Origin of the sequence: Actinomadura sp. WMMB 499 (assembly GCF_008824145.1) — a bacterium.
Taxonomy (GTDB): Bacteria; Actinomycetota; Actinomycetes; order Streptosporangiales; family Streptosporangiaceae; genus Spirillospora.
On record NZ_CP044407.1, the window covers coordinates 8979478 to 9003498 of the forward strand.

Annotated in this window: 23 protein-coding genes; 8 read left to right on the forward strand and 15 right to left on the reverse strand. The window is 73.6% G+C overall.

Annotated features, from left to right (window positions below; genetic code table 11):
• Positions 1–8: 8 nt before the first annotated feature.
• Positions 9–1034, forward strand: a complete 1026-nt coding sequence (locus F7P10_RS40985) for a cell division protein ZapB (RefSeq protein ID WP_254716282.1) — start codon at positions 9–11, stop codon at positions 1032–1034.
• A gap of 24 nt (positions 1035–1058) precedes the next feature.
• Here F7P10_RS40985 and F7P10_RS40990 read toward each other — a convergent pair whose 3' ends face one another.
• Both F7P10_RS40990 and F7P10_RS40995 read right to left on the reverse strand, forming a co-directional pair.
• Positions 1059–2114 (reverse strand): Gfo/Idh/MocA family oxidoreductase, encoded by a 1056-nt coding sequence (locus F7P10_RS40990; protein ID WP_151017465.1) that lies wholly within the window; start codon positions 2112–2114, stop codon positions 1059–1061.
• Between the two features lie 131 nt (positions 2115–2245).
• Positions 2246–3040 carry a class II aldolase/adducin family protein gene (locus F7P10_RS40995; protein ID WP_176611842.1) on the reverse strand — a complete coding sequence of 265 codons (795 nt, stop codon included), beginning with the start codon at positions 3038–3040 and terminating at the stop codon, positions 2246–2248.
• Positions 3041–3167: 127 nt separating this feature from the next.
• On the opposite strand from F7P10_RS40995, the gene F7P10_RS41000 reads away from it, so the two are divergent.
• Both F7P10_RS41000 and F7P10_RS41005 read left to right on the forward strand, forming a co-directional pair.
• Positions 3168–4298 carry a helix-turn-helix domain-containing protein gene (locus F7P10_RS41000; protein ID WP_151017467.1) on the forward strand — a complete coding sequence of 377 codons (1131 nt, stop codon included), beginning with the start codon at positions 3168–3170 and terminating at the stop codon, positions 4296–4298.
• An 87-nt stretch (positions 4299–4385) separates the two neighbouring features.
• Entirely contained in the window at positions 4386–5267 is an 882-nt protein-coding gene (locus F7P10_RS41005) for an LLM class flavin-dependent oxidoreductase (RefSeq protein ID WP_151017469.1), read from the forward strand.
• A gap of 31 nt (positions 5268–5298) precedes the next feature.
• On the opposite strand, the gene F7P10_RS41010 is transcribed toward F7P10_RS41005, so the two are convergent.
• The 11 genes from F7P10_RS41010 to aceA all read right to left on the reverse strand — a co-directional run bounded on the left by F7P10_RS41010 (position 5299) and on the right by aceA (position 16578).
• Positions 5299–6150: an AraC family transcriptional regulator gene (locus F7P10_RS41010; protein WP_151017471.1), complete on the reverse strand. Its 852-nt coding sequence runs from the start codon at positions 6148–6150 to the stop codon at positions 5299–5301.
• A gap of 50 nt (positions 6151–6200) precedes the next feature.
• Positions 6201–6950 carry a hypothetical protein gene (locus F7P10_RS41015; RefSeq protein ID WP_151017473.1) on the reverse strand — a complete coding sequence of 250 codons (750 nt, stop codon included), beginning with the start codon at positions 6948–6950 and terminating at the stop codon, positions 6201–6203.
• Positions 6951–7123: 173 nt separating this feature from the next.
• Positions 7124–8533 (reverse strand): aldehyde dehydrogenase family protein, encoded by a 1410-nt coding sequence (locus F7P10_RS41020; protein WP_254716283.1) that lies wholly within the window; start codon positions 8531–8533, stop codon positions 7124–7126.
• 147 nt (positions 8534–8680) lie between these two features.
• Positions 8681–9412: a hypothetical protein gene (locus tag F7P10_RS41025; RefSeq protein ID WP_151017474.1), complete on the reverse strand. Its 732-nt coding sequence runs from the start codon at positions 9410–9412 to the stop codon at positions 8681–8683.
• 5 nt (positions 9413–9417) lie between these two features.
• Positions 9418–10032 carry a hypothetical protein gene (locus F7P10_RS41030; RefSeq protein WP_151017476.1) on the reverse strand — a complete coding sequence of 205 codons (615 nt, stop codon included), beginning with the start codon at positions 10030–10032 and terminating at the stop codon, positions 9418–9420.
• Positions 10033–10117: 85 nt separating this feature from the next.
• The gene (locus F7P10_RS41035; protein WP_151017478.1) at positions 10118–11374 is read right to left on the reverse strand and encodes a DUF6077 domain-containing protein; all 1257 of its coding nucleotides are present in this window, start codon (positions 11372–11374) and stop codon (positions 10118–10120) included.
• A complete protein-coding gene (locus tag F7P10_RS41040) occupies positions 11284–12222 on the reverse strand; it encodes a hypothetical protein (protein ID WP_151017480.1) in 939 nt (312 codons plus the stop codon). The genes F7P10_RS41035 and F7P10_RS41040 overlap by 91 nt, the downstream gene beginning before the upstream one ends.
• Before the next feature lie 243 nt (positions 12223–12465).
• Positions 12466–13497: an ATP-binding cassette domain-containing protein gene (locus F7P10_RS41045; RefSeq protein WP_151017482.1), complete on the reverse strand. Its 1032-nt coding sequence runs from the start codon at positions 13495–13497 to the stop codon at positions 12466–12468.
• 25 nt (positions 13498–13522) lie between these two features.
• The gene (locus tag F7P10_RS41050) at positions 13523–14374 is read right to left on the reverse strand and encodes an ABC transporter permease (protein ID WP_368077441.1); all 852 of its coding nucleotides are present in this window, start codon (positions 14372–14374) and stop codon (positions 13523–13525) included.
• A 4-nt stretch (positions 14375–14378) separates the two neighbouring features.
• Entirely contained in the window at positions 14379–15167 is a 789-nt protein-coding gene (locus tag F7P10_RS41055) for an ABC-2 family transporter protein (RefSeq protein ID WP_254716284.1), read from the reverse strand.
• A 127-nt stretch (positions 15168–15294) separates the two neighbouring features.
• The gene (gene aceA, locus F7P10_RS41060; RefSeq protein ID WP_151017486.1) at positions 15295–16578 is read right to left on the reverse strand and encodes an isocitrate lyase; all 1284 of its coding nucleotides are present in this window, start codon (positions 16576–16578) and stop codon (positions 15295–15297) included.
• Positions 16579–16728: 150 nt separating this feature from the next.
• Here aceA and F7P10_RS41065 point away from each other — a divergent pair, with 150 nt between their 5' ends.
• The 5 genes from F7P10_RS41065 to F7P10_RS41085 all read left to right on the forward strand — a co-directional run bounded on the left by F7P10_RS41065 (position 16729) and on the right by F7P10_RS41085 (position 21975).
• Entirely contained in the window at positions 16729–18162 is a 1434-nt protein-coding gene (locus tag F7P10_RS41065; RefSeq protein WP_151018641.1) for a helix-turn-helix domain-containing protein, read from the forward strand.
• Between the two features lie 279 nt (positions 18163–18441).
• Positions 18442–19425: a glucosyl-3-phosphoglycerate synthase gene (locus F7P10_RS41070; protein WP_218040297.1), complete on the forward strand. Its 984-nt coding sequence runs from the start codon at positions 18442–18444 to the stop codon at positions 19423–19425.
• Between the two features lie 137 nt (positions 19426–19562).
• Positions 19563–20792 carry an acyl-CoA dehydrogenase family protein gene (locus tag F7P10_RS41075; RefSeq protein ID WP_151017489.1) on the forward strand — a complete coding sequence of 410 codons (1230 nt, stop codon included), beginning with the start codon at positions 19563–19565 and terminating at the stop codon, positions 20790–20792.
• A gap of 131 nt (positions 20793–20923) precedes the next feature.
• The gene (locus F7P10_RS41080) at positions 20924–21577 is read left to right on the forward strand and encodes a TetR family transcriptional regulator (protein WP_151017491.1); all 654 of its coding nucleotides are present in this window, start codon (positions 20924–20926) and stop codon (positions 21575–21577) included.
• Positions 21574–21975 (forward strand): phosphomannose isomerase type II C-terminal cupin domain, encoded by a 402-nt coding sequence (locus F7P10_RS41085; protein ID WP_254716285.1) that lies wholly within the window; start codon positions 21574–21576, stop codon positions 21973–21975. The genes F7P10_RS41080 and F7P10_RS41085 overlap by 4 nt, the downstream gene beginning before the upstream one ends.
• Before the next feature lie 68 nt (positions 21976–22043).
• Here the strand turns inward: F7P10_RS41085 and mctP are convergent, their stop codons facing one another.
• Positions 22044–23654, reverse strand: a complete 1611-nt coding sequence (gene mctP, locus F7P10_RS41090) for a monocarboxylate uptake permease MctP (protein WP_151017493.1) — start codon at positions 23652–23654, stop codon at positions 22044–22046.
• Positions 23655–23658: 4 nt separating this feature from the next.
• Positions 23659–23901, reverse strand: a complete 243-nt coding sequence (locus tag F7P10_RS41095; RefSeq protein WP_151017495.1) for a DUF3311 domain-containing protein — start codon at positions 23899–23901, stop codon at positions 23659–23661.
• Positions 23902–24021: the final 120 nt, after the last annotated feature.

Here is a 24021-nt window from a genome sequence, read left to right on the forward strand (position 1 = left end):
AGTGATCTGTGGCGGCCCTCGATCCCCCCGGCGGCACGGAGCGTCCCTCCCGGGGACGCCGGACGGCACGACGCGCGGCGGCCCTCGCCCTCGCGCTGGGCGTGACGGCGGTACCGACCGCCCGCGCCGCCGCCGTGCCGCGCGCGCCGATGGATCCGGCGGCCAAGTACGAGGAGCTCAAGAAGCGCGCCGACAAGCTCTCGAAGGAGTACCGCGGCGAGCTGATCTCGCTCGAGGAGGCGGAGAAGGCCGCCAAGGAGGCCCGCACGGCCGCCGACCGGGCCTCCGGCGACTACGACGCCGCCCGCACGTCCGTCGCCACCCTCGCCTCGACCGCCTACATGACCGGACGCTACGAGGCGGTCCCGATCCTCACCGACGGGGACCCCGCGGCCGCCCTGGCCGCGGCGAGCGGCCTCGAGCACATCAGCCGCAACAACGGCCGCCGCGTTCAGAACCTGGAGGCCCTGGACGCGCGGGCGGAGCAGGCCAGCGAGCAGGCGGAGGCGAAGCTCGAGAAGGTCGAGAAGGAGATCGAGGACCTCGAGAGCCAGCGCGAGCGCGTCAAGAAGCTGCTCGCCAAGTACAAGCCCGAGACGCCCACCGCCTCGGCGGGCTCCGGTTCCGGCTCCGGGAGCGCCCGCCCGGACGGGGCGTCCGGCACCAAGTCGTCCATCACCGGCAACTCGATGACCGACCGCATGCGCACCGTCCTCGAGGAGGTCGACGGCAAGTTCGGCCCGTTCCCCGCGATCGGCTGCATGCGCCCCGGCGACCCGCAGGACCACGGTTCCGGCCGCGCCTGCGACTTCATGGAGAGCACCGGCGGCGCGATGCCGAGCGCCTCGGCCACCGCCCACGGCGACCAGGTCGCCCAGTACGTCATCGACAACGCCGAGCGCCTCGGCATCAAGTACGTCATCTGGAAGCAGCGCATCTACGACATGCGCGGCAGCGGCGGCTGGAGCCAGATGGAGGACCGCGGCAGCATCACCCAGAACCACTACGACCACGTTCACGTCTCCGTGCTCTGACCTCGGGGGCGGGGCCCCGGAGCGTCACGGCCGGGAGAGGGAGATCGCCGTGTGCTCGCGGGCGGACTGCAGCGCCGCCTCGATGACCTCCAGTCCCGTGATCGCGTCGGCGAGGTCGACGGGCGGGGGCGCGCCGTCGCGCAGCGTGCGGGCCACGGCCGCGTAGAAGTCGTGGTAGGCGCCCGGCGCCGTCGGCTCGGGACGCTCGTCGCCCGGGACGCCGACGAGGCCGTACGCCTCCGGCGGGGCGATGCCGTAGCCCGGATCGTTCGGGACGAGTCCGGCGCGCAGGGCGTCCTCCTGCACGTCCATGCCGTGGACGGTGTAGGCGGCGCGGGAACCGAGCACGCGCAGGCGCGGGCCCGGCCGCGCCGCGGTCGCGCTCGTCCACAGGTGCGAACGGGTGCCGCCGCGGTGCTCGAGGGCGACGAAGACGTCGTCGGGCGCGGTGGCGCCGCGGCGGCGGGTGTCGACCTCGGCGTGGACCCGGACCGGACGCCCGAACAGCGCGACCGCCTGGTCGATCAGGTGCGAGCCGAGGTCGTACAGGATGCCGCCCGCGTCCCTGGGGTCGGTGCTCTCCTTCCAGCCCGGCTTGATCTCCGGCCGCCACCGTTCGAACCGGGACTCGAAGCGCAGCACGTCGCCGAGCGTCCCGGCGCCGATGAGGCGGTGCACGGTGAGGTGGTCGCCGTCCCAGCGCCGGTTGTGGAACGGGATCACCGGCAGGCCCCGGACGGCGCTGAGCGCGGCGAGGGAACGGGCGTCCGCGGCGGTGGCCGCGGCCGGTTTGTCCACCACGACGGGGACGCCCGAGGTCAGCGCCGTCCGCGCGAGCGCGACGTGGTAGCGGTTCGGGGCGGCGATCACCACCAGGTCGTAGGCGTCTGACACCTCCCAGAGCCGGTCGGCGTGGTCGAGGACCCGCGCGTCCGGGTACCGCTCCGCGACGGCCGCGCGCCGCTCCGGGTCCCCGGTCACGACCGCCGCCAGGCGCATCCCGGGGACGGACGAGATCAGCGGGGCGTGGAAGACCGCGCCCCCGGTGCCGTATCCGATCAAGGCAACACGCAGGTCCATGCCCCGATCATGGCCGATGCGGCCCCGGCCGCCCGGCGGCGGGGTCGGCGCCGCACCGCGGCGGGCCGGGGCGGCGCCCGGCGGGACGCCCCCGGCGGGCGCCGGTCGGCGCGGTGCCGGTCGGCGCGGTGTCAGTCGAACAGGTCGGGCTGCTCGCGGGTGATCTGGTCGTACAGCGGCTGGTAGTTGATCCAGCCGACCAGGTCGTTGCCGATCTGCTCGTGGGTGAGGACGGCGTTGTCGTGCTCGATCGGGACGACCGGGCCCGCCGCCTGCGCGAGGAGCTGCACCTGGCACGACCGCTCCATCGTGATGAACCACCAGGCGGCCGCGTCCACGGTGTCGCCGACCGTCAGCAGGCCGTGGTTGCGCAGGATGACGGCCTTGTGGTCGCCGAGGGCCGCGGCGATCCGCTTGCCCTCCTCCAGGTCGGTGACCACGCCCGTATAGTCGTCGAACAGGCCGTGGTCCTGGTAGAACGCGCACACGTCCTGGGTGATCGGCTCCAGCTTGCGGCCGAGCGCCGACATCGCGCGGCCGTACGTCGAGTGGCTGTGCGCGGCGGCCACCACGTCCGGGCGCGCCTGGTGCACCTGCGAGTGGATCGCGAACGCGGCCTCGTTGACCGGGTAACGGCCCTCGACGACCTTGCCCTCGTGGTTCACGAGGATCAGGTCGCTGACCCTGATGTGCTTGAACGACATCCCGAACGGGTTCACCCAGAAATGGTCGTCGCGCTCGGGGTCGCGGGCGGTGATGTGCCCGGCCACGCCCTCCTCGAAGCCGAACTTGCCGAAGATCCGCAGCGCGGCGGTGAGCCGCTCCTTGCGGTGCCGGCGCTCGTCCTCGACGTCGTCGAAGTTCGGCGGCAGCCGGAAGATCAGGTCGGTGGGCAGCTTCTCCAGGAACTCTTCGTCCTCGGCCATCGGTCGCTCCTCGGGATTCGGCTGCCTCCACCGAACACCAAGCGGTGCCCCTCCGGCTAGACCGGTCCGGCCCAAGCCCGCCGTGCCCGGTTGTCCGCAGGGGACAACGGCACCGCACAATGGCGGCATGGAGCAACGAGAAGGCGACCGTTTCCTGCGGTTGCTGGTCGAGCGGAGCGAGGACCCGGCGCTGCTGGACGCGACGGTGCGCGCCGCCCGGACCCGCTCGGACCTCGTCGCGGCGCTGCCGGAGGAGGAGACGCGGCGGCACACCGCCGCGCTCGTCCGGGGCGTGGTGGCCGCGCTGGCGGAGGGCGGCCCGGGACCGGACGTCCTCGCGGCGGCCGAGCGGCTCGGCTCCGACCGCGCGCGGCAGGGGGTGCCGGTCGCCGCGTTCCTGGACGGCTTCCAGGCGGGCCGCGCGCACCTCGTCCGGACGCTCATCGCCGACGGCCGCCGCCTCGGCGTCCCGGACGCCCTGCTGCTGGACGGGGTGAGCCGCATCGACGAGATCACCACCGCGCTCGTCCACCGCATGGTCCACGCGCACCGGGTGACCGAGCTGGAGGCGGCCCGCACGGCGCGGGAGAGCACCGTCCAGACGCTCCGGCAGCTGCTGCACGGCGAACCGGTCGCCGTCCCCGCTCCGCTGGACGCCGGCGCCGCCTACCACTGCGTCGTGTCCGATGTCAGCGATCCCGCCGCCGCCGCGCACCTGGAGGCCCGGCTCACCTCGGCCGGGTCGGGCCTGTGCGGGCTCGTGGACGGGCGCCTGGCCGCCCTCGTCGCCCGGCTGCCGGACCCGCCGCCCGCGGGTCCGTTGCTGGTGGCCGCCCCGCCCGCCCGTCCGGGCGACGTCGCGCCGCTCTACGCGCTCGGACGCCGCGCGCTGCGGGCGGGCGCCGCCGCGGGCCTCACCGGGATGCGGGACCTCGCCGACCTGGCCCTCGTGACGGCCACCGACGCGGAACCCGAGCTGGGCGGGCTGCTGGCGGCCGCGCTGCTGGACGGGCTGGACCCCGCCGACCCGTTCCACCGGGAACTCGCCGAGACGGCTCTCGCGCACCTCGACCACGGCGGACGCATCGAGCCGGCGGCCGCGGCGCTGCACGTCCACGGCAACACGGTCAAGTACCGGCTGCGGCGCCTGCAGGAGCTGACGGGACACCCGCCGCCCGACCCGGCGGACGGCGCGGCGGTCGCCCGCACCGCGCACCTGTGGTGGGCGCTGCGCCACTGGCTGGACGCCGCCCGCTGAAACCCGCCCGCGCCGGAGGCCGCGTTCGTGATCTAGTGGGAACGGCGTCCCGCGGCGGGGCGCTCGGAGCGCGACGGAGGGGGATCGGTGACCGCACCTCGGATCGGCACGGTGGTCTGGCCCATGCAGTCCTGGCCGGAGGCCGGGGACACGTGGCGGCGCGCCGAGGAACTGGGGTTCCACCACGCCTGGGTGTACGACCACCTCGCCTGGCGCGGCGCCACGCCCTGGTACGACGCGTACACGACGCTCGCCGCGGCGGCGGCCGTGACGTCGAGCGTGCGGCTCGGAACGATGGTGACGTCACCGAACTTCCGGCATCCGGTGCCGACCGCGCACGCGATCAAGACGATCGACCATGTGAGCGGCGGCCGGCTGGCCGTCGGGATCGGATCGGGCGGCACCCGCCGGACCTCCGACGGGGGCGTCCTCGGCGGCCCGGAGTGGACGCCCGCCGAACGGGCCGGGCGGTTCGCCGAGTGGGTGGAGCTGCTGGACCGCCTGCTGCGGGGCCCGGAGACCACCTTCGAGGGCGAGCACTACTCGTCCCGCGAGGTGGTGACGGAACCGGGGTGCGTGCAGCGCCCGCGCGTCCCGTTCCTCATCGCGGCGGACGGGCCGCGCGCCATGCGGGTCGCGGCCCGGCACGGCGCGGGATGGATCACCAACGCCGTCGCGCCGGGACGCGACGCACCGGAGGCCGTCCGGTCCCGGCTGGACGCGCTGCGCGGCGCGTGCGAGGCCGAGGGCCGCGAGGTCGGGGACCGCGTCCTGCTGACCGGGTTCACCGGCGAGCCGTGGCTGGAGTCGCCGCAGGCGTTCGCCGACCTGGCGGGACGGTACGGCGAGCTGGGCGTCACCGACATCGTGCTGCACTGGCCCCGGCCCGGCACTCAGTGGGACGCCGACATGGCCGTGTTCGAACGGATCGCCGCCGAGCACGGGACGGGCGGGGCGGCGCGGAACTGACCCGGGACGCGGCGCGGGCGGCACCGGGCCGTCAGGGAGGTTCGGCGCCGGTGGTGAGGAGCTGCGGTTCGGCGCCGCCGTTCAGCACCTCGGTGGGGGTGCAGCCCGCCAGCGTCCGGAACTCGCGGTTGAGGTGCGCCTGGTCGTAGTAGCCGCAGGCGAACGCGGTCGCGGCCAGGTCACCGCCGCGGGCGAGCAGGCCGACGGCCCGCTGGAACCGCAGGACCCGGCCCATCACCTTGGGCGGCAGGCCGGCCTGCTCGCGGAACCGGTGCGCGAGGTGCTTGCGGCTCCAGCCGACGTCCGCGGCGAGCTCGGCGACGCCGGTGGTGCCGCCGCTGCGCAGCAGCAGGTCCCAGGCGCGGCGCACCTCCGGGTCGGGCACGGGCCCGGCGTCGGCGCGGCGCAGGAGGTAGGCGTCGATGAGGTCGAACCGGTCGCCCCAGCCGGGCGTGCCCGCGAGCCGGTCGACGAGGGCGGCGGCACCCGGTCCGAGCAGGTCGGGCAGCTCCACGGCGAGGTTGGACAGCCGCGCCATCGGCACCCCGAACAGCGTGTACGCGCCGAGCGGGGTGATGTCGAGTTGGACGCCGACCTGCCCGCCCGGATGCTCGTACATGCCGGGCCCGGCGTGCATGCCCGCCACGAACGAGCGGTAGACGCGGTCCCCGTCGGGGTCGGGGGTCCGCAGCAGCATCGGCGGGCCCAGATTGATGATCAGGACGGCGGTGCGGGTGGGCAGCGTCCGCATCCGGGACGGGCGGGCGGGCTCCTCCCAGTAGCCGTCGTAGGAGCGCAGGAACGGGCGCAGCGCGGGATGCGGCCGCCCCCGTGCCAGCCACCAGCCGTCCCGGTCGGAGAACGCGACCGGCCTCTCGCTCATGCCCCCACTACTACCACCCGGGTCCGACGGAACCGGCCGGTGCGGGAACGCTACTCGTACACCTGCCCGCACACCGCGATCCGCGCGAGTTCGGCCCAGGTCATCGCCCGGATCTCGCGGACGTACGAGCGGACGGGCGGCGCGCCGGGCCCGGACGCCAGCGGCACCCGGGCCCCGTCCGCGGCCTCCCAGCCGCCGAGGCTCCCGGCCACCGCGCACTCCAGGTAGGTGGCGGGGTCGAAGTTGTACCAGCGGGCGGGCGTCGCGCGGCGGCCGGAGCCGGGCGGGCGCGGCGCCTCCACCCCGAACCGGGCGCGCGGGCCGGGCGGGGCGGTGAGGAAGTCCTCCAGATCGGCGATCTGCGACAGGACGACCCGTTCCCAGTCGGCGTACCCGTCGGGCTCGGGCCCCGGAAGCGCCAGGTCCTTGCCGCTCCACGCCGGGTCGAACGGTGCGGGCGGGACGGTGGCGGCCGCCGAGAACATCGCCGCCACGTCGTCGGGGTCCAGGCGCGCCCGGTCACGGAGCGGGACGCTGACCTTCCACAGGGCGCGCAGGAAGGCCGACAGCGACCAGGACGCCGCCCGCGCGTCCTGGCCGAGGTGCAGGAACACGAGGTAGAGGTCGCGGTTCGTCCGGACGGCGGCGCCGGCGGGACCCTCGACCCAGTACAGCTGCTTGTGCGGGACGCCGCTCTCCATGGCCAGGACGTGGGCGAGCGCGGAGACGCGGGAGTCGTGCGCGGCCAGGTGGACCCGGTTGCCGTTGTCGTCCTGGCGCATGACGTCCCACGTGTGCATCCGGTCCTCCGCGGTCGGCTGTCGTGCCCGGCCCCCGTTGATCAAGTGTCGGCGCCCGGCGGCCGGACCGCCAGTGGCGGACCTGTCACTTTCCGGACTCGAAGTCATGACCTCCCGGACGGGAACGGGTGCGGGCCCGGCGGCGCGGACCGGGCCCGCACCCCGCTCGCGGGTCAGTGCTTCGAGCGGTGCACGACCTGGAGCTCGGTGAAGGCCTGCAGCCCCCACGTCCCGTTCTCGACGCCGACGCCGCTCCACTTGAACCCGCCGAACGGCTGGTTCGGCGCGAGCGCGAGGTGGGTGTTGACCCACGCGGTGCCGCACTCCAGCCGCCCCGCGACCTCGGCGGCGCGGTCGGCGTCGGCGCTCCACACCGAGCCGGACAGGCCGAAGTGCGTGCCGTTGGCGCGGTCGAGGGCCTCGTCGAGATCGCTGTAGCGGATCACCGGCAGCGCGGGGCCGAACTGCTCCTCGTCCACGATCCGCGCGCCGTCGGCGACGTCGGCGAGGATCGTCGGCTGGAAGAAGTAGCCCGGCCCGTCGATCGGCGCGCCGCCCGCCGCGGCGCGGGCGCCCCCGGCCAGCGCGGCGGAGACCAGCTCCCCGACCCGCTCGAACTGCGGCTTGTTGTTGACCGGCCCGTACTGGACGCCCTCCTGGGTGCCGGGCCCGACCTTGGCGGCCTTCGCGCGCTCGGCGAGGGCGTCCACGACGTCGTCGTACAGCGCGTCCGGCGCGTACACCCGCTTGATCGCCGAGCAGACCTGGCCGTTGTTCTGGAAGGCCGCGCCGAACAGCTTGTCGGCGACCGCGCCCGGGTCCGCGTCGTCCAGCAGGATCGCCGGGTCGTTGCCGCCCAGCTCCAGCGTCACCCGCTTGAGGTCGGGGGCCGCCGCCGCGGCGACCCGCTTGCCGGTGGCGACGCTGCCGGTGAAGCTGATCTTGCGGGGGACGTCGTGCGAGGTCATCCACGCGCCCAGGTCGTCGCCGCCGGTCACCACGTTGAGCACGCCGGGCGGCAGGACGTCGCGCAGCGCCGCGCCGAGTTTCAGGCTCGACAGCGGCGTGAACGGGGACGGCTTGAGCACCATCGTGTTGCCCGCCAGCAGCGCCGGCGCGATCTTCCAGGTCGCCAGCAGCAGCGGGAAGTTCCACGGGGTGATCGCCGCGACCACGCCCATCGGCCGCCGCAGCACCTCCACGCGCGCGTTGTCGTCGTCCTGGATGACCTCGACGGGCATCTCCAGACCGGCGAAGTACTTGAGCCAGACGCCGGCCGCGGCGACCTCCATGGTGGCGTCGGCGAGCGGCTTGCCCTGCTCGAGGGTGATGACGCGGCCGATCTCCTCGGACTTGGCGAACATCAGGTTCGCCGCCTCCAGCAGCGCCTCGCGCCGGGCGGACTCGTCGCGGCGCCACGAGGCGTACGCGCCGCGCGCGGAGTCCATCGCCGCGTCCAGCTGCTCCCGGGACGCGTCGGGCGCCTGCTCCGCCACCTCCCCGGTCGCGGGGTCGATCACGCCGAAGGTGCCGGGCGCGTCCACCGCCCGGCCGCCGATGGTCATCGAGAACTCGTCGGACACCGTTGATCCTCCACTCCCGGGGGTTAACCGAACGGGATTCAGTATTCACCGTGGAGCGGTGCTTTGACGAGGCGCCCCGCGGACGGAACCGGCGGGCGTCCCGCGGATCCGCGGGACGCCCGCCGGTGCGGGGCTCGGGCCGGGGCGTCAGATCTCCGCGACGCGGTCGAGCAGGTCGCGGTAGGCGCGCAGGGTCAGGCGCAGCCGCTCGGTGTCGGGCGCGTCCGCGGACGCCTCGGTGCCCATCCCGTCCGCGAGGGCGCCGCGGTGCCCGGCCAGCGCCCGGGCGAGGGCCTCGGCGGCCTCGGTGACCAGCCCGTCCGCGTCCCGGACGGCCGTGCGCGGGTCGTCGACGAACGCGGCCTGCAGCTCGCGGAAGCGGGCGCGCAGCCGGTCGGCCTCGGCCGCGTCCAGCAGCCGCCCGGGCAGGGCCCGGGGGCCGGCGGGCGACTCGCCGGGTGCCTTGCCGGGCACGGCGCCGGGTGCGCCCGTCCGGACCTCGGGAGTGAGGTCCGGCTTGAAGTCGGGCCTGGTGTCCGGCCCGGCGCCGGGCTTCGCCGCCTGCCGCGCGTCGCCGGGGGAGGCGTCCCGCCGCCGGGCCGGCCCGGATCCGGGAGGCGCGGCCTCGGGGGGCGCCGTCTCGGGAGGCGCGGGCTTCGCGAGCTCGTTCTTCACGGGTGCGCCTTTCGGCGTCTCGTTCTTCAGCGTCTCGTTCCTCGTGGGCTCGGGGCCGGACGGCCGCCGGGGCGCGGACGGGCGCGGTCCCGCGACGTGCGTGTCGCCCGCCACGCCCGGGTCGCCGGTGCCGGCGGCACGCGCGCGCTCGTCCGCGGTGACCGGCGCGCCGCCGGGCGGGGTGTCGGGTCGCCTGTGCGCCATGGGTCTCAGCTCCTCGTCTCTCGAGCGGGCCCGGCGGCCGGTTCCGCGGGGGGCGCGGCGGGGGCCTTCTCGGGCCGGTCCCCGCCGGGCGCCGACAGGAGGTCCTCGAACAGGGCGCGGTAGTGGACCATCGCCTGCCGCAGGTCCTCGGTCGACGCCTCGCCGGCCGCGGCCTTCCCGCTGACGGCGTGCGCGCTCCGGTAGTGGTCGAGGGTGCGCGCGTGCTCCACCGACAGGTGGGCGACCTGGTCCTCGAATCCGCGGGTCGGGTAGCCCCGCTCGGCCATCACCACCCGGACGAGATCGTCGGCCTGCTCGACGGCCCGCGCGGGCTCGTCCACGAACCGCTCCTGGACTCCGACCCACTGCGCGCGGAACTCCTCGCGACGGTTCGGCGGGAGATCGCGCAACGGCAGCTCGCGGTGCTTGCGCTCGCGGGTGAGCAGCTCCTCCTCGGCGGCCGTCCGGCCGCCGTGCCGCTCGACGGCCCGGTCGTACTCGGGCCCGAAGCGCCGCCGGAGCCGGTGGGTGCGCGCCCGGGGCCGCCCCAGGAACGCGACCGCGGCGACCACGGCGGCGACGATGATCACGGCGATGACGACCATCACCACGGTCGACATGTCATCCTCCAACGTGCGTCGGATCGAACGACACGCCGATGCCCAGGTAAAGGGCGGCCAAACCGGCGAACGGGACCGCCGGCCCTTACCTCCCGCCGCGACCTGGGAAGACGCACGCGAGATCGCCGATCCGCCGCTCGCCGCCGTACCCGCCGCCGCGCAGCAGCCGCAGGCCGCGCTCGTCCCACGGGTACCCGCACGCCACGCGCACGTCCAGGCGCCGCAGCGCCCCCTCGACCCGCGCCGGTCCCGGCTTCCCGCCCCGCGCCGACCGGACGGCCGCCGACAGCAGCTCGCGGTCCTCGATCGCCCGCTCCGGCGCGGGGAGCATCGACAGGTAGTGCGAGTTGGGGTTCACCGCGTGCGTCTCGGTGGTCAGCAGCGGGACGAGCCGCATGTACCGGCCCGGCATCAGGACGATCGTGCCCGGCCCGGCCCGCTCGACGACCTCGCGCGCCGTCCCGACCCGTCCGGGATGCGCTTTCCAGGACGGCCGGTCCGCGACCACCGAACCGTTCGACTCCGCCCACACCGGGGTCCCGCCGGCGACGAGCGCCACGACCAGGACGGTGGCGGGCGCCCCGGCCGCGGCCGCCCGGACGGCGCGGCCCGCGGCCCGCGGCCGCGCTCCGGCCGGGAGCCGCACGGCGGCGAGCATGCCGATCAGCGCGGGCGCCGGCACCAGCCACATCGTCCGCCACAGCACCTGCCCGGCGCCGGTGACGTCCGCCGCGAGCGCCAGCACGCCCGGCAGGATCAGCAGCGTCAGCAGCGCCGCGACCCCTCCGCAGATCAGCGCCGGGACACCGGGCCGGACCGTCCACGGCGCGAGCCACAGCGCGCACCCCGCGAGCACACCGAGGGCCGCGTACAACAGGACGGCCCGGTAACTGGCCGGTGCGTCGTGGACGGTGCCGTGCACCGAGACGCTCTCGTACAGCAGGATGACCGCCAGCCCGGCCGCGACCGGGTACACCATCGCCGCGCCCGCCGCCAGGCCCGTCCGGACCCGCCCCGAGACGACGAGCGGCGCGGCCGCGGCCAGCACGACCAGCGACACCACGAACGCCGCCGTCGAGGTGAGGCCGACCGCCGCGACCCCGGTGGCGGCCAGCAGCACGAGGTCGCGGCGCGTCCGCCGCTCGGCCCAGCGCGTCAGGTAGGCGAACAGCAGCGGGACGAGCAGCGACACCAGCACCGCCTTGCCCTGCCACATCCGCAGCAGGTGGAACGAGCCGAGCGAGGCCGGGCTCAGTCCCGCCCACAGCAGGTAGACGGCGGCGACCGCGAAGCACGCGGCGGCGCGGCGCGGCGCGGCGCCCAGGCCCGTACGAGCCGCCACAGCGACCAGACCGCCAGGAACGTGACCGCGGGCAGCAGCACGTACCAGACGAACGACGCGCCCGGGACGCCGAGGATCCGCGCGAGCGCCCCGGCGAGCACCTCGATCGACGACACCGGGGGCTCCCCGGCGATCTGGTCGGTGGTCCCCGGGGTGAAGATGACGTCGCTCATCGGGATGCGCCCGGTCTCGGCGGTCGCCACCGACCGGGACACGAAGTAGGCGTCGTCGCCGTCGGAGTTGAGGACGAACAGCGACGCGACCGCGAACCCGGCGCCGGTCAGCAGCGCGAGCGGCGTGCCCCATCGGGCCGCGTCCGCCTCGCCGGGCCCGTCGTCCGGCCCGCCCAGCCCGGCGGGATCGGCGGTCGGCGCGCGGTCCCGCGCGGCGGGGCGGCGTAGCAGGACGGCCGCGGTCGCCGCGACGCTCACCGCGCCCGCCGCCCACGTGCACCACCACGGGACGCCCTCCCCGTGCAGGCCGGCGCTCGTCCCCGCGACGACGGCCGCCCCGGCGGCGATGCCCGCGAGACCCCGGTGGACGGCGGCCGCCGCGACGCGGTCGTCCCACAGCGGGCGGTCCGCCCGGCGGCGGAACCACAGGGCGATCCCGGTCGCCGACACCGCGGCCCAGCCCGCCGGCATCACCCAGGTCGGCGGCTGGAGCGCCAGGCAGAGGTGATAGATCACCGTCCACGCCGCGAACGCGAGCACGATCGTGTCGACGAGCCCGTCCACGGCCCGCGTGACGCGCGTCCACGCGCCCGGCCGCCCGCCGCCGGGGACGGCGCCGTCCTCCGCGCCCGGCGCCGGCACCGTCCCGGCCTCGCGGTCTTTCACCTCGGTCATCCGATGGCCCCCTGAATCCGTGCGTTCCCCGGTGCCGCGGCACCAGGGCCTTACCTCGATGACACAGAGACGCGGGAAGGCCGCCCGACGGTTGCCCGCGCCCGGCGATCCCGGCGGATTCCGGTCGTTTTCCGTCCCGCGATCGTCCGCCCCATGTAAGAAGCGGATGTGTGTTCGCCGCCTTCTCTTACTTGTCCGAAGAGCGGTTCGCATTCCCCGGGTCCGGGCCGGGCCCGAGGCGGGTCACTCGGTGCTGAGCGCCCCGGGAGATCCGGACGGCTCCGCGGGCGCGGGGGAGTGGGAGCCGTAGAGCCGCTCGCCGCGGTACAGCCCGGCCAGGACGTCCTCGATGCCGGGTTCCCGCAGCGCGATGTCGCGGACGTCGTGGTCGCGCGCGATCGCAGCGACCACCGCCGCCGCGTTGGCCGTCCGGGGCAGCCGCAACGACTGCCGCGGCCCCTCCGACCGCTCGACCGCCACGCCCTCCATCGCGGGCCCGTCCACCGTGATCGGCGGGCCGGGCCGGGCCAGCTCGACGACCAGCAACCGGTCGGCGTCCGCGGTCCGGCGCAGCTCGCCGAGGTCGCCGTCGAACGCGAGGCGCCCCCGGTCGATGATCATGACGCGGCGGCAGAGCCGCTCGATGTCGCCCAGATCGTGCGTGGTCAGCAGGATCGTCGTGCCGCGCTCGGCGTTCGTCCGCGCGAGGAACTCCCGGACGGTCGCCTTGCTGACCACGTCGAGGCCGATCGTCGGCTCGTCCAGGACGAGCAGCTCCGGATCGTGCAGCAGCGCGGCGGCCAGGTCGCCGCGCATCCGCTGGCCCAGGCTGAGCTGCCGCACCGGCGTGTCGAGGAACGGCCCGAGCTCCAGCAGCGCCGTCAGTTCCGCGAGCCTGGCCCGGTGCGCGCGCGGCTCGACGCCGTAGAGCTTCCGGACGAGCGCCAGGCTGTCGCGCAGCGGAAGGTCCCACCACAGCGTCGTCCGCTGCCCGAACACGACCCCGATCCGGCGGGCGAGCGCCGTCCGCCGCCGCGACGGGTCCAGCCCCAGCACCCGCAGGGTCCCCGACGAGGCGGTCAGGATGCCCGTCAGCATCTTGATCGTCGTGGACTTCCCGGCGCCGTTCGGGCCGAGGTACCCGACGAACTCGCCCGGTTCGACGGTGAACGAGACGTCGTCCACCGCGCGCACCGCCGTGCGGACGCGCCTGCGGCCGCCGGCGCGCCGCGCGCGGACGGTGAACGACTTGCCGACGTGCTCGGCGACGATCATGTCAGGGACCCCTTCGACGGTTTCGTCAGCTGCCCGTGGAGCGGTAGTACCGCAGCCCCGCCCGCCACGTGACCGCCGCCGCCGCGCACACCGCGACGGCGACGGCGGGCGAGGCGAACCGCACCGCTTCCGGCAGCCCCAGCGGATCGGGACGGTCCAGGACGTACAGCGCGGGCTGCCAGTTGACGAACGCGAGCGGCACCACGAACGTCACCCCGCGCACGAGGTCGCGGGCGAACATCGTCGGCGGGTACTGCGTCAGGAACGCGCCCCCGTAGGTGACCGACTTGGTGGCGCCCTGGCTCTCGACGAGGAAGAACTGCGCCGCGCCCACCATCACCCACAGGCCCGCGAAGATGGCCGCTCCGGCCGCCACCATCACCGGGAGCATCGCTATCCGGCCGGGAGTCCAGTCCGTCTCCAGCCGCGGCAGCACGAACAGCAGGACGAGCCCCGCCGGGACGAGCTTGCCGGCCCGGCGGGGCGTGAACTCCTCGGCCGCGACCTGCACGAGCGGGCTCACCGGCCGGACGAGCATCGCGTCCAGCGTCCCGTCCCGTACGTGCTGCCCCAGCCGGTCAGCGGTGCCGAGGACGCAGTCCGACAGCGCGAACGACAGCGCGGACGTCCCGTACAGGAACAGGACCTCCTCGGCGCCGAACCCCGCGACGCGGTCGGCGTGCGCGAACAGCAGGAGGATCGCGGCCGCGTCGAGCCCGGTGATGCAGGCGGTGGCGAGCACCATCAGGACCAGCGACACCGGGTACTGGGCGGCGGCGCGGATCCACGTCCACGCCAGCAGCGCGTACATGCGCACCTCGCGCGCCACCGGGCGGGCCACCCTCCCGGCAACCGGGTCGGCCAACGGGTCGGTCACCGGGTCAGCCACCGTGCACCACCAGCTTCCGCCGCGCCGCGCGGGTCACCAGCGCTCCCGCCGCCAGCAGGACCGCCGCCCACCAGGCCTGGAACGCCAGCGCGGCGGCCACGTCCGTGCCGGTTCCGGCGCCCAGCCACACATCGGCCGGGACCTGGATCAGCGCCGACCAGGGCAGCGCCGCGGCGACGTCGCCGAACGCGCCGGGGAAGACCACCAGCGGGAGGATCATGCCGGAGAAGAACAGCGACAGCACCGTCGCGACCGTGCTCAGCCCCCGGTCGTCGTGCAGCCAGAACGCTCCCAGCGTCACCAGGTAGCGCAGCGCGAACCCGACGAGGAACGCCAGGGCGAGCGACACCGCGAACGCCGCCGACGCGGCGGGGCCGGGCCGGTGGAACGGGAACACCAGCGCCCCCGCCAGCAGCGGCGGCCCGCCGCGCAGCAGCAGCGCGCCGGCCGCGCGGCCCAGGTCGTCGGCCAGCCACCAGAGCTGCAGATCGACCGGGCGGTGCAGGTCGATCGCCACGTCGCCGTCCCGGATCCGCCGGGACAGGTCCATCCCGCCGAAGATCTGGACGGGCCCGATGAGCGCCTGCGTGAGGAAGCAGAAGGTGACGGCGTCGGCGGCGTCGTACCCGCCGAGGCCGGGCCGCGCATCCCAGAGGGCGAGCAGGACGTACGCGCGGATGAAGCCGAAGACGGTGTTGGTGAAGGCCTCCGCTACGGAGGCGAGCGGATACGCGGCGTGACGGCGGAAGCCGTACAGGCAGACCCAGGGAAGAACGCCCACTTGCCCAGAGCCTAAACGCATCACGACGCCGGGGCCAGCGGTTCACCGGTGTCCCCGGACGTGGGAAGGCCCCCGCGGGTGTAGGAGCGCGGGGGCCTTCCGGGGGAGAAGGTTCAGCTGGAGAGGATCAGTGGAACTGGCCCTCTTCGGTGGAGCCCTTCAGTGCCGTGGTCGAGGAGTCCGGCGAGATCGCGGTGCTGACCATGTCGAAGTAGCCGGTGCCGGCCTCGCGCTGGTGCTTGACCGCGGAGAAGCCCTTCTCCGTCGCGGCGAACTCCCGCTCCTGCAGGTCGACGTAGGCGGTCATGCCCTCGCGGGCGTAGCCGTGGGCCAGGTCGAACATGCCGTAGTTGAGCGCGTGGAAGCCCGCCAGGGTGATGAACTGGAACTTGAACCCCATGTGCCCCAGCTCGCGCTGGAACTTGGCGATCGTGGAGTCGTCCAGGTGCGCCTTCCAGTTGAAGGACGGCGAGCAGTTGTAGGCGAGCATCTGGTCCGGGTAGTCGGCCTTGACCGCCTCGGCGAACTTGCGGGCCTGCTCCAGGTCCGGCGTGCCGGTCTCCATCCAGATGAGGTCGGAGTGCGGCGCGTAGGCCTTGGCGCGGGCGATGCAGGGCTCGATGCCGTTGCGGACCCGGTAGAAGCCCTCGGCGGTGCGCTCGCCGGTGATGAACTCGCGGTCGCGCTCGTCCACGTCCGTCGTGATCAGGGTCGCGGCCTCGGCGTCGGTCCGCGCGATGATCAGCGAGGGGACGCCGGCGATGTCGGCCGCGAGACGGGCCGTGTTCAGCGTCTTGATGTGCTGCGAGGTCGGGATGAGGACCTTGCCGCCGAGGTGGCCGCACTTCTTCTCGGACGCGAGCTGGTCCTCCCAGTGCACGCCCGCGGCGCCCGCGGCGATCATGCCCTTCATCAGTTCGAAGGCGTTCAGCACGCCGCCGAAACCGGCCTCGGCGTCGGCCACGATCGGGGCGAGGAAGTGGGTGTCGCCCTCGCCCTCGGCCCACTGGACCTGGTCCGCGCGCAGCAGCGCGTTGTTGATGCGGCGCACGACGGCCGGAACCGAGTTCGCCGGGTAGATGCTCTGGTCCGGGTAGGTCTGGCCCGCCAGGTTGGCGTCCGCGGCGACCTGCCAGCCGGACAGGTAGATGGCCTTCAGGCCGGCCTTCACCTGCTGGACGGCCTGCATTCCGGTGAGTGCGCCGAGCGAGTGGACGTAGTCCTCCTCGTGCAGCAGCTTCCACAGGCGCTCCGCGCCGAGGCGGGCGAGCGTGTGCTCCTCCTGGACCGAACCCCGGATCCGCACGACGTCCTCGGCCGTGTAGGTCCGCTCGACGCCCTTCCACCGGGCGTCGGTCTCCCACTGACGCCGCAGCTCCTCGGCTGCGCCCTTGAGGCGACTGTCGCTCATTGTTCTGCCCTTCCGTGTCGTCCCCTGGGTGCTTGAGGACGACTATGCCCCGATCCGCCAGGCTTAATGAACTCACGAGTAACAGAAGAACTGCGAAAATTCCGCTATCATGAAGCCGTGACGACCTTGCAGCCAGAAGAACCCCTCAACTTGACGAGCGATGTAGACCTCGTCACCTTCGGGCAGCGGCTCCGCCACCTCCGGCGCGCCCGTGGCATGACCCTCGCCGAACTCGGCGAGCGCGTCGGCCGCGCCCCGTCCCAGCTCTCCCTGCTGGAGAACGGGCGGCGCGAGCCCAAGCTGTCGCTGCTGCAGGCGCTGGCGACCGCGCTGGAGTCTCCCGTCGAGGAACTCCTGCGCCGCCAGCCGCCCAGCCGCCGCGCCCAGCTGGAGATCGCCCTGGAGGAGGCGCAGCGCGACCCCCTCTACCGCACGCTCGGGCTGTCGCACCTCAAGGTCGGCAAGCGGATGCCCAACGAGGTCATCGAGCACATTCTCGCCCTGTACGGGGAGCTGAAACGCAGCCGCACCAAACCCACCGCCAGCCCCGAGGAGGCCCGCAAGGCCAACGCGGAGCTGCGCCGCCAGATGCACGAGCGCGGCAACCACTTCGCCGACATCGAGAAGATCGTGGCGCAGACGCTCGACGCCGTCGGGTACCGGGGGCGCGCCGTCTCGCAGGGCACGCTGATGTCCCTGGTCGGGCACTTCGGGTTCAGCCTGCAGTACGTGCAGGACCTGCCCCGGTCCGTCCGGTCCGTCACCGACCTGCGCAACCGCCGGATCTACCTCGAGCGCGAGCAGCTCGGCATGCACACCCCCCGGACGATCCTGCTGCAGACGCTCGGCCACATCGCCCTCGACCACGACCAGCCCCGCGACTTCGCCGACTTCCTCCGCCAGCGCGTCGAGGCGAACTACTTCGGCGCCGCGATCCTGATGCCCGAGCGCAGCGTCGTCCCGTTCCTGCAGGAGGCCAAGACCGCCCGCGAGCTGTCCGTCGAGGACCTCGCCGACGTCTTCTCCGTCTCCTACGAGATGGCCGCGCACCGCTTCACCAACATCGCCACCCACCACCTCGGCCTGCAGCTGCACTTCACCAAGAACGACGAGAGCGGCACGATCTACAAGGCGTACGCCAACGACGGGCTGGAGTTCCCGCAGGACGAGGACGGCGCGATCGAGGGCCAGCGGATGTGCCGCCAGTGGGCGGGACGCCACGTGTTCGGCGCCGAGGACCGCTTCTCCGTCTACTACCAGTACACCGACACCCCCAACGGGACGTACTGGTGCCTCTCGCACATCGACCCCAGCCACGAGCGCGACTTCGCGATCACGCTCGGTGTCCGATTCGAGGACTCCCGCTGGTTCCGCGGCCGCGAGACGACCCGGCGGGTCAAGTCGGCCTGCCCGGACGGCGACTGCTGCCAGCGCCCGCCGCAGGCCCTGGCCGACCGCTGGGAGGGCATGGCCTGGCCGTCCGCCCGCGCGCACTCGCACGTCCTGTCGGTCCTCCCGCCCGGCGCGTTCCCCGGCGTGGACGACCGTGACGTCTACGAGTTCCTGGACCGCCACACCGACTGAGCCGCCGCCCCGACCGGCCCGTGCGACCGGCCCGTGCCGCAGGCCCGCGCGAGCGGCCGGCGGCGCGGGCCGGTCGGGTGCCGGGCCCCGCGAGCGGCGCACCGGTGCGACGGCGGGTGGGGCGGACGGCGGGGGCCGGATTCTTTTTACGATGGCGCAACGTCCCGTAACAGTAAGGCGATTGCTCCACTGTCGTCCCGACAGGGGATGATTTGGGGTGTCCGGTGCGCATCCCGGGGGATGTCCGGTTTTCAGGGCTCGTTGTCGGAGGGAGAGTGCGTGCTTCCTGAGGTGGCTTCGTGGCTGCGCCGCCGCACGAGCACGGCGGAGGACTGGCCTTCGCACGTCCTGCTCGCCGCCAAGGGCGCGAGCGGGATCAGCGTCGTGCTGCCGGCCCGCGACGAGGAGGCGACCGTCGGGGACATCGTCGCCTGCATCCGCAGGGACCTGGTCCGGCGCGTGCCGCTCGTCGACGAGATCGTGGTGATCGACTCGCGGTCCACCGACCGGACGGCCGAGGTCGCGCGGGCCGCCGGGGCGCGGGTGGTGGCGCAGGACTCCGTCCTGCCCGCGCTGGGCCGCATGTCCGGGAAGGGCGAGGCGCTGTGGAAGTCCCTCGCCGTGACGTCCGGCGACATCATCGTGTTCGTGGACGCGGACCTGCGCGACTTCACCTCGTCCTACGTGACGGGGCTGCTCGGGCCGCTGCTGACCGACCCGTCGGTCGGCTACGTCAAGGCCTGCTACGACCGGCCGCTGGTCGACGGGGAGCGCAGCGTGGAGGGGGGCGGCGGCCGGGTGACCGAGCTCGTCGCCCGGCCGCTGATCAACATGCACTGGCCGCTGCTGGCGGGCGTGATGCAACCGCTCGGCGGGGAGTACGCCGGACGGCGCGCCCTGCTCGAGCGGCTGCCGTTCGTCACCGGCTACGGCGTCGAGATCGGCCTGCTGGTGGACGTCTACCGGGACTCCGGGCTGGACGCCATCGCCCAGGTGGACCTCGGGCGCCGGGTGCACTCCCACCAGACCACCGAGGCGCTCGGCGCGATGTCCGGGCAGATCATGGTGACCGCCTGGTCGCGGCTGGAGCGGCACGGCCGGATCATGCCGCTGAGCGCGCCGTCGACCGCGCTGACCCAGTTCCGCCGGTCCGCGGACGGGCACGATGCCCGGACGGCCGACATGGCCGTGGGGGAGCGCCCCCCGATGCGCGAGGTGCCCGGCTACGCGTCGTCCCGGCCCGTCACACCCGGCCGCCGGTAGTCCCGCCGCCCCGGGGGCTCCGTCCCCGTGAGCCCGTCCCGCTGTCCCCTGTGACTCCGGCCACGGTGTTACCCGCGGTAACGCCAGGCGGTGCTACCGTTGGTAACACACGCTTATTGGAGAAGGGGTCAATTGGCATGACGAGCGCGGAGACCGCGCCGTTCTCGCTGGAGATCAGCGATGACGTGCGCGAGGTCAGGGACTGGGTGCACGAGTTCGCGCGGGACGTCGTGCGTCCCGCGGCGGAGGAGTGGGACGAGCGCGAGGAGACGCCCTGGCCGCTGATCCAGGAGGCGTCCAAGGTCGGGCTGTACTCGCTCGACTTCTTCGCCACCCAGTGGCTCGAGCCGACCGGACTCGGCATCCCGGTCGCGTTCGAGGAGCTGTTCTGGGGGGACGCCGGCATCGCGCTGTCCATCGTCGGGACCGGGCTGGCCGCCGCGTCGGTCGCCGCGGTGGGCACCCCGGAGCAGGTGACCGAGTGGGTCCCGCAGATGTTCGGGTCGCCCGACGACGTCCGGCTCGGCGCGTTCTGCGCCTCCGAGCCCGACGCCGGCAGCGACGTCGGGGCGATCCGCGCCCGCGCCGTCTTCGACGAGGCGAAGGACGAGTGGGTGCTGAACGGCACCAAGACGTGGGCGACGAACGGCGGCATCGCCGACGTCCACGTCATCGTGGCGTCCGTCCATCCGGACCTGGGCAGCCGCGGCCAGGCCAGCTTCATCGTCCCGCCCAACACCCCCGGCCTGCGGCAGGGGCAGAAGTTCAAGAAGCACGGCATCCGCGCCTCCCACACCGCCGAGGTGATCCTCGAGGACGTGCGCCTCCCCGCCGGCCTGATCGTCGGCGGCAAGGAGAAGTTCGACGAGCGGGTCGCGCGGGCCCGGGAGGGCAAGAGCTCCAAGGGGCAGGCCGCGATGAAGACGTTCGAGACCACCCGCCCGTCCGTCGGCGCGATGGCGCTCGGCGTCGGCCGCGCCGCCTACGACTACGCGCTGCAGTACGCGCGCGAGCGCGAGCAGTTCGGCAAGAAGATCGGCGACTTCCAGGCGATCGCGTTCAAGCTCGCCGACATGAAGACCCGGCTGGACGCGGCTCGCCTCATGGTGTGGCGGGCGGCGTGGATGGCCCGCAACGGCAAGGACTTCGAGAACGCCGAGGGCTCGATGGCCAAGCTCATGGCCAGCGAGATGTCGGTGCACGTCACCGAGGAGGCCATCCAGATCCTCGGCGGCAACGGCTACACCCGCGAGTACCCGGTCGAGCGGATGCACCGCGACTCCAAGATCTTCACCATCTTCGAGGGCACGTCGGAGATCCAGCGCCTGGTCATCGGCCGCACCGTCACCGGCCTCCCGGTCCGGTAACGGCGGCGGGGGCGACGTGTTGTCACCGGGTAACACCCCCGATACCGTTCGGGGCATGCCCGACCGTCGCGGCCGAACCCGGCCACCCTCCCGCCGTCCGGCCCGCCGTGCGGGCGTACGGTGAACCGATCATGAGGGCGACGACGGTCGGCGGGCCGGGATCCAGGCGCGATCCCGGCCGCCGGCGCGCGCTCCTGGAGGCCGCCGACCGGGTCATCCAGCGGGAGGGCCCGGAGGCGTCCATGGCCGCGATCGCCGCCGAGGCCGGGATCAGCAAACCGATCCTGTACCGGCACTTCGGCGACAAGAGCGGGCTGTACCAGGCGCTCGCCGAACGGCACATCCGTCGGCTTATCGGGACGATCCGGGAGGAGTTCTCCCGGGACGTTCCGATCCGGCAGCGCACCCGGTCCACCATCGACGGCTACCTGTCGACGATCTCCAAGAACCTCAACCTGTACCGGTTCCTCATGCACCGGGCCGGGGCGGAGGACGCCGCCACGCACAGCGTGACGAGCACGATGATCCGCGATCTGAGCCGCGAACTCGCCGAGGTCATGATCGCCGAGGGCGAGATGACGGACCGGACGCGCGCCTACGTCCTGGGCCACGCCATCGTCGGCATGGTGCAGACCGCCGGCGACTGGTGGCTCGACCACGCCGCCGAGGTGCCGAGGGAGGCGGTGGTGGACGGCCTCGCCGACCTCATCCTCGGCGGGCTGCCGGCCGCCGCGACCGGCGCCCGCGCCCTGCAGTTGTTCAGCGAACCAGAATCCCCGAGGTGACTGTGCAGACCGACCTGCGACCCGACCCGGCCGCCGCCGCCGACCTGCGCCCCGAGCCGGAGGTCGAGAGCGAGCGGCGGCCCTGGGGCGGCTTCGAGCGGTACACGCTCAACGAGCCGTCCACGGTCAAGCTGATCCACGTGGAGCCGGGGCAGCGCCTCAGCCTGCAGCGGCACCGCGACCGCGACGAGCTGTGGGTGGCGCTCGACCCCGGCGCGGTGTTCGAGGTGGCGGGCCGCCGCATCCTGCCGCAGGTGGGGGAGCGGGTGTTCATCCGGGCCGGGGAGACGCACCGGCTGAGCTCGGACGGTCCCGCCGTGCGGGTCATGGAGATCGCGTTCGGGCACTTCGACGAGGACGACATCGAGCGCCTCGAGGACTCCTACGGCCGAACCTGACAGGCGGACCGGCCCGCGGCGGGCTCCGGAGGGCCGCCGCGGGCCGGACGCGGGGAACGCGTGACCGGTCAGGTGCTGCCGGTCATCTCGATCTCCTTGACCTTCGGGTCGTGCTCGTCGGCGAGGTAGTCGTCCTCCTTGGTCGCGTCCACGCCGTCCCTGAGGTTCGCGGCGCGGCAGAGCACGGTGCCGACCACCGCGACGACCACGTTGACGAGCAGCGCCATGACGCCCACGTAGAGGGTCATCTTCGTGTCGAACCCGAAGTCGCTCAGCGGGTAGGCCGAGCCGCCGAAGTGCTCCTTGCCCTTGGCGGGGTTCGGGATCTGGTAGAGCAGCGCCAGGCCGGCCAGCATGCCCGCCGCCCAGCCCGCGATGAGCGCGCCGCGGTGGAACCAGCGGGTCATCAGGCCGAGCGCGACCGCGGGCAGCGTCTGCAGGATGATGACGCCGCCGATGAGCTGCAGGTCGATGGAGAACTGCGGGTCCAGCAGCAGGATGCACGCCACCGCGCCGGCCTTGACGATCAGCGACACCAGCTTGCTGACCGTGGCCTCCTGCTTCTCGGTCGCGTTCCGGTTGAGGTACTCCCGGTAGATGTTGCGGGTGAACAGGTTCGCCGCCGCGATCGACATGATCGCCGCGGGGACGAGCGCGCCGATGCCGACGGCGGCGAAGGCGACGCCCGCGAACCAGTCCGGGAACATCTGGTCGAACAGCACCGGGACGACCGTGTTGCCGTCCGCCGTGCCCTCGTGGGAGACCGGTTCCACGCCCGCCGCGATCGCCATGTAGCCGAGCAGCGCGATCACGCCGAGCACCAGGCTGTAGGCCGGCAGGGCCGCCATGTTCCGCTTGATCACGTTGCGGTTCTTGGCGGCCAGGACACCGGTGATGCTGTGCGGGTACAGGAACAGCGCCATCGCCGAGCCCAGCGCGAGCATCGCGTAGTTGAGCTGGTTCGAGCCGTCCAGCAGGATGCCGTCCCCGGGGTTCTCCGACGCGTCGAACTTCGCCCGCGCCGCGTCGAAGATGTCGCCCCAGCCGCCGAGCTTCGCCGGGATGTACAGCACCGCGACGATGATCACCAGGTAGATCAGCACGTCCTTGACGAACGCGATCAGCGCGGGCGCGCGCAGCCCGGACTGGTAGGTGTAGGCCGCCAGGATGACGAACGCGATGACGATCGGCCAGTGCCCGTGCACGCCCATCGCCTTCAGCACAGCCTCGATGCCGACCAGCTGCAGCGCGATGTAGGGCATCGTGGCCACGATGCCGGTGATCGCGATGACCAGCGCCAGCGTCGGAGAGCCGAACCGGGCCCGGACGAAGTCGGCGGGGGTCACGAAACCGTGCACGTGCGACACCGACCAGAGCCGGATCAGCACGAGGAACACCAGCGGGTACACGACGATCGTGTACGGGACGGCGAAGAAGCCCGCCGCCCCGGCGCCGAACACCAGCGCGGGGACGGCGACGAACGTGTACGCCGTGTAGAGGTCGCCGCCGATCAGGAACCAGGTGATCCAGCCGCCGAAGTTGCGGCCGCCGAGCCCCCACTGGTCCAGGTTGTCCATCGTCGCGGCCCTGCGCCACCGGGCCGCGACGAAACCCATCCCGCTGACCAGCAGGAAGAGGGCCGAGAAGATGACGATCTCGGTGATGTGGTCGCTCGCCACCGGATCAGCCCCGCTTCCTGGTCATGCGGTACACGACGACGGTGCAGGCCACGCCGAGCGGGATGAAGAGCATCTGCGTCCAGTAGAAGGCGGGGATGCCCCAGAGCCGGGGCGAGTCGCTGTTGTAGAAGAAGGTCAGCAGCGGCACGACGACCGGGACGATCAGCAGCCAGTTCCACGGGCTGCGATCGGAGCGGCGCGAGGGCGGCGGGGTCTGCGGCGCGCCGGGCTCTTCCTTAGAGACCAAAGGGTCCTCCTTGCCACTGGTTCGCGGGAGCGTGCGCACGGCGCCCGGCCGTCCGTCCGGATCGCGGGACGGGGCCGTGTCACGGGTGAAACCGGGGGAGCGTACCGTGACCGGGGTCAC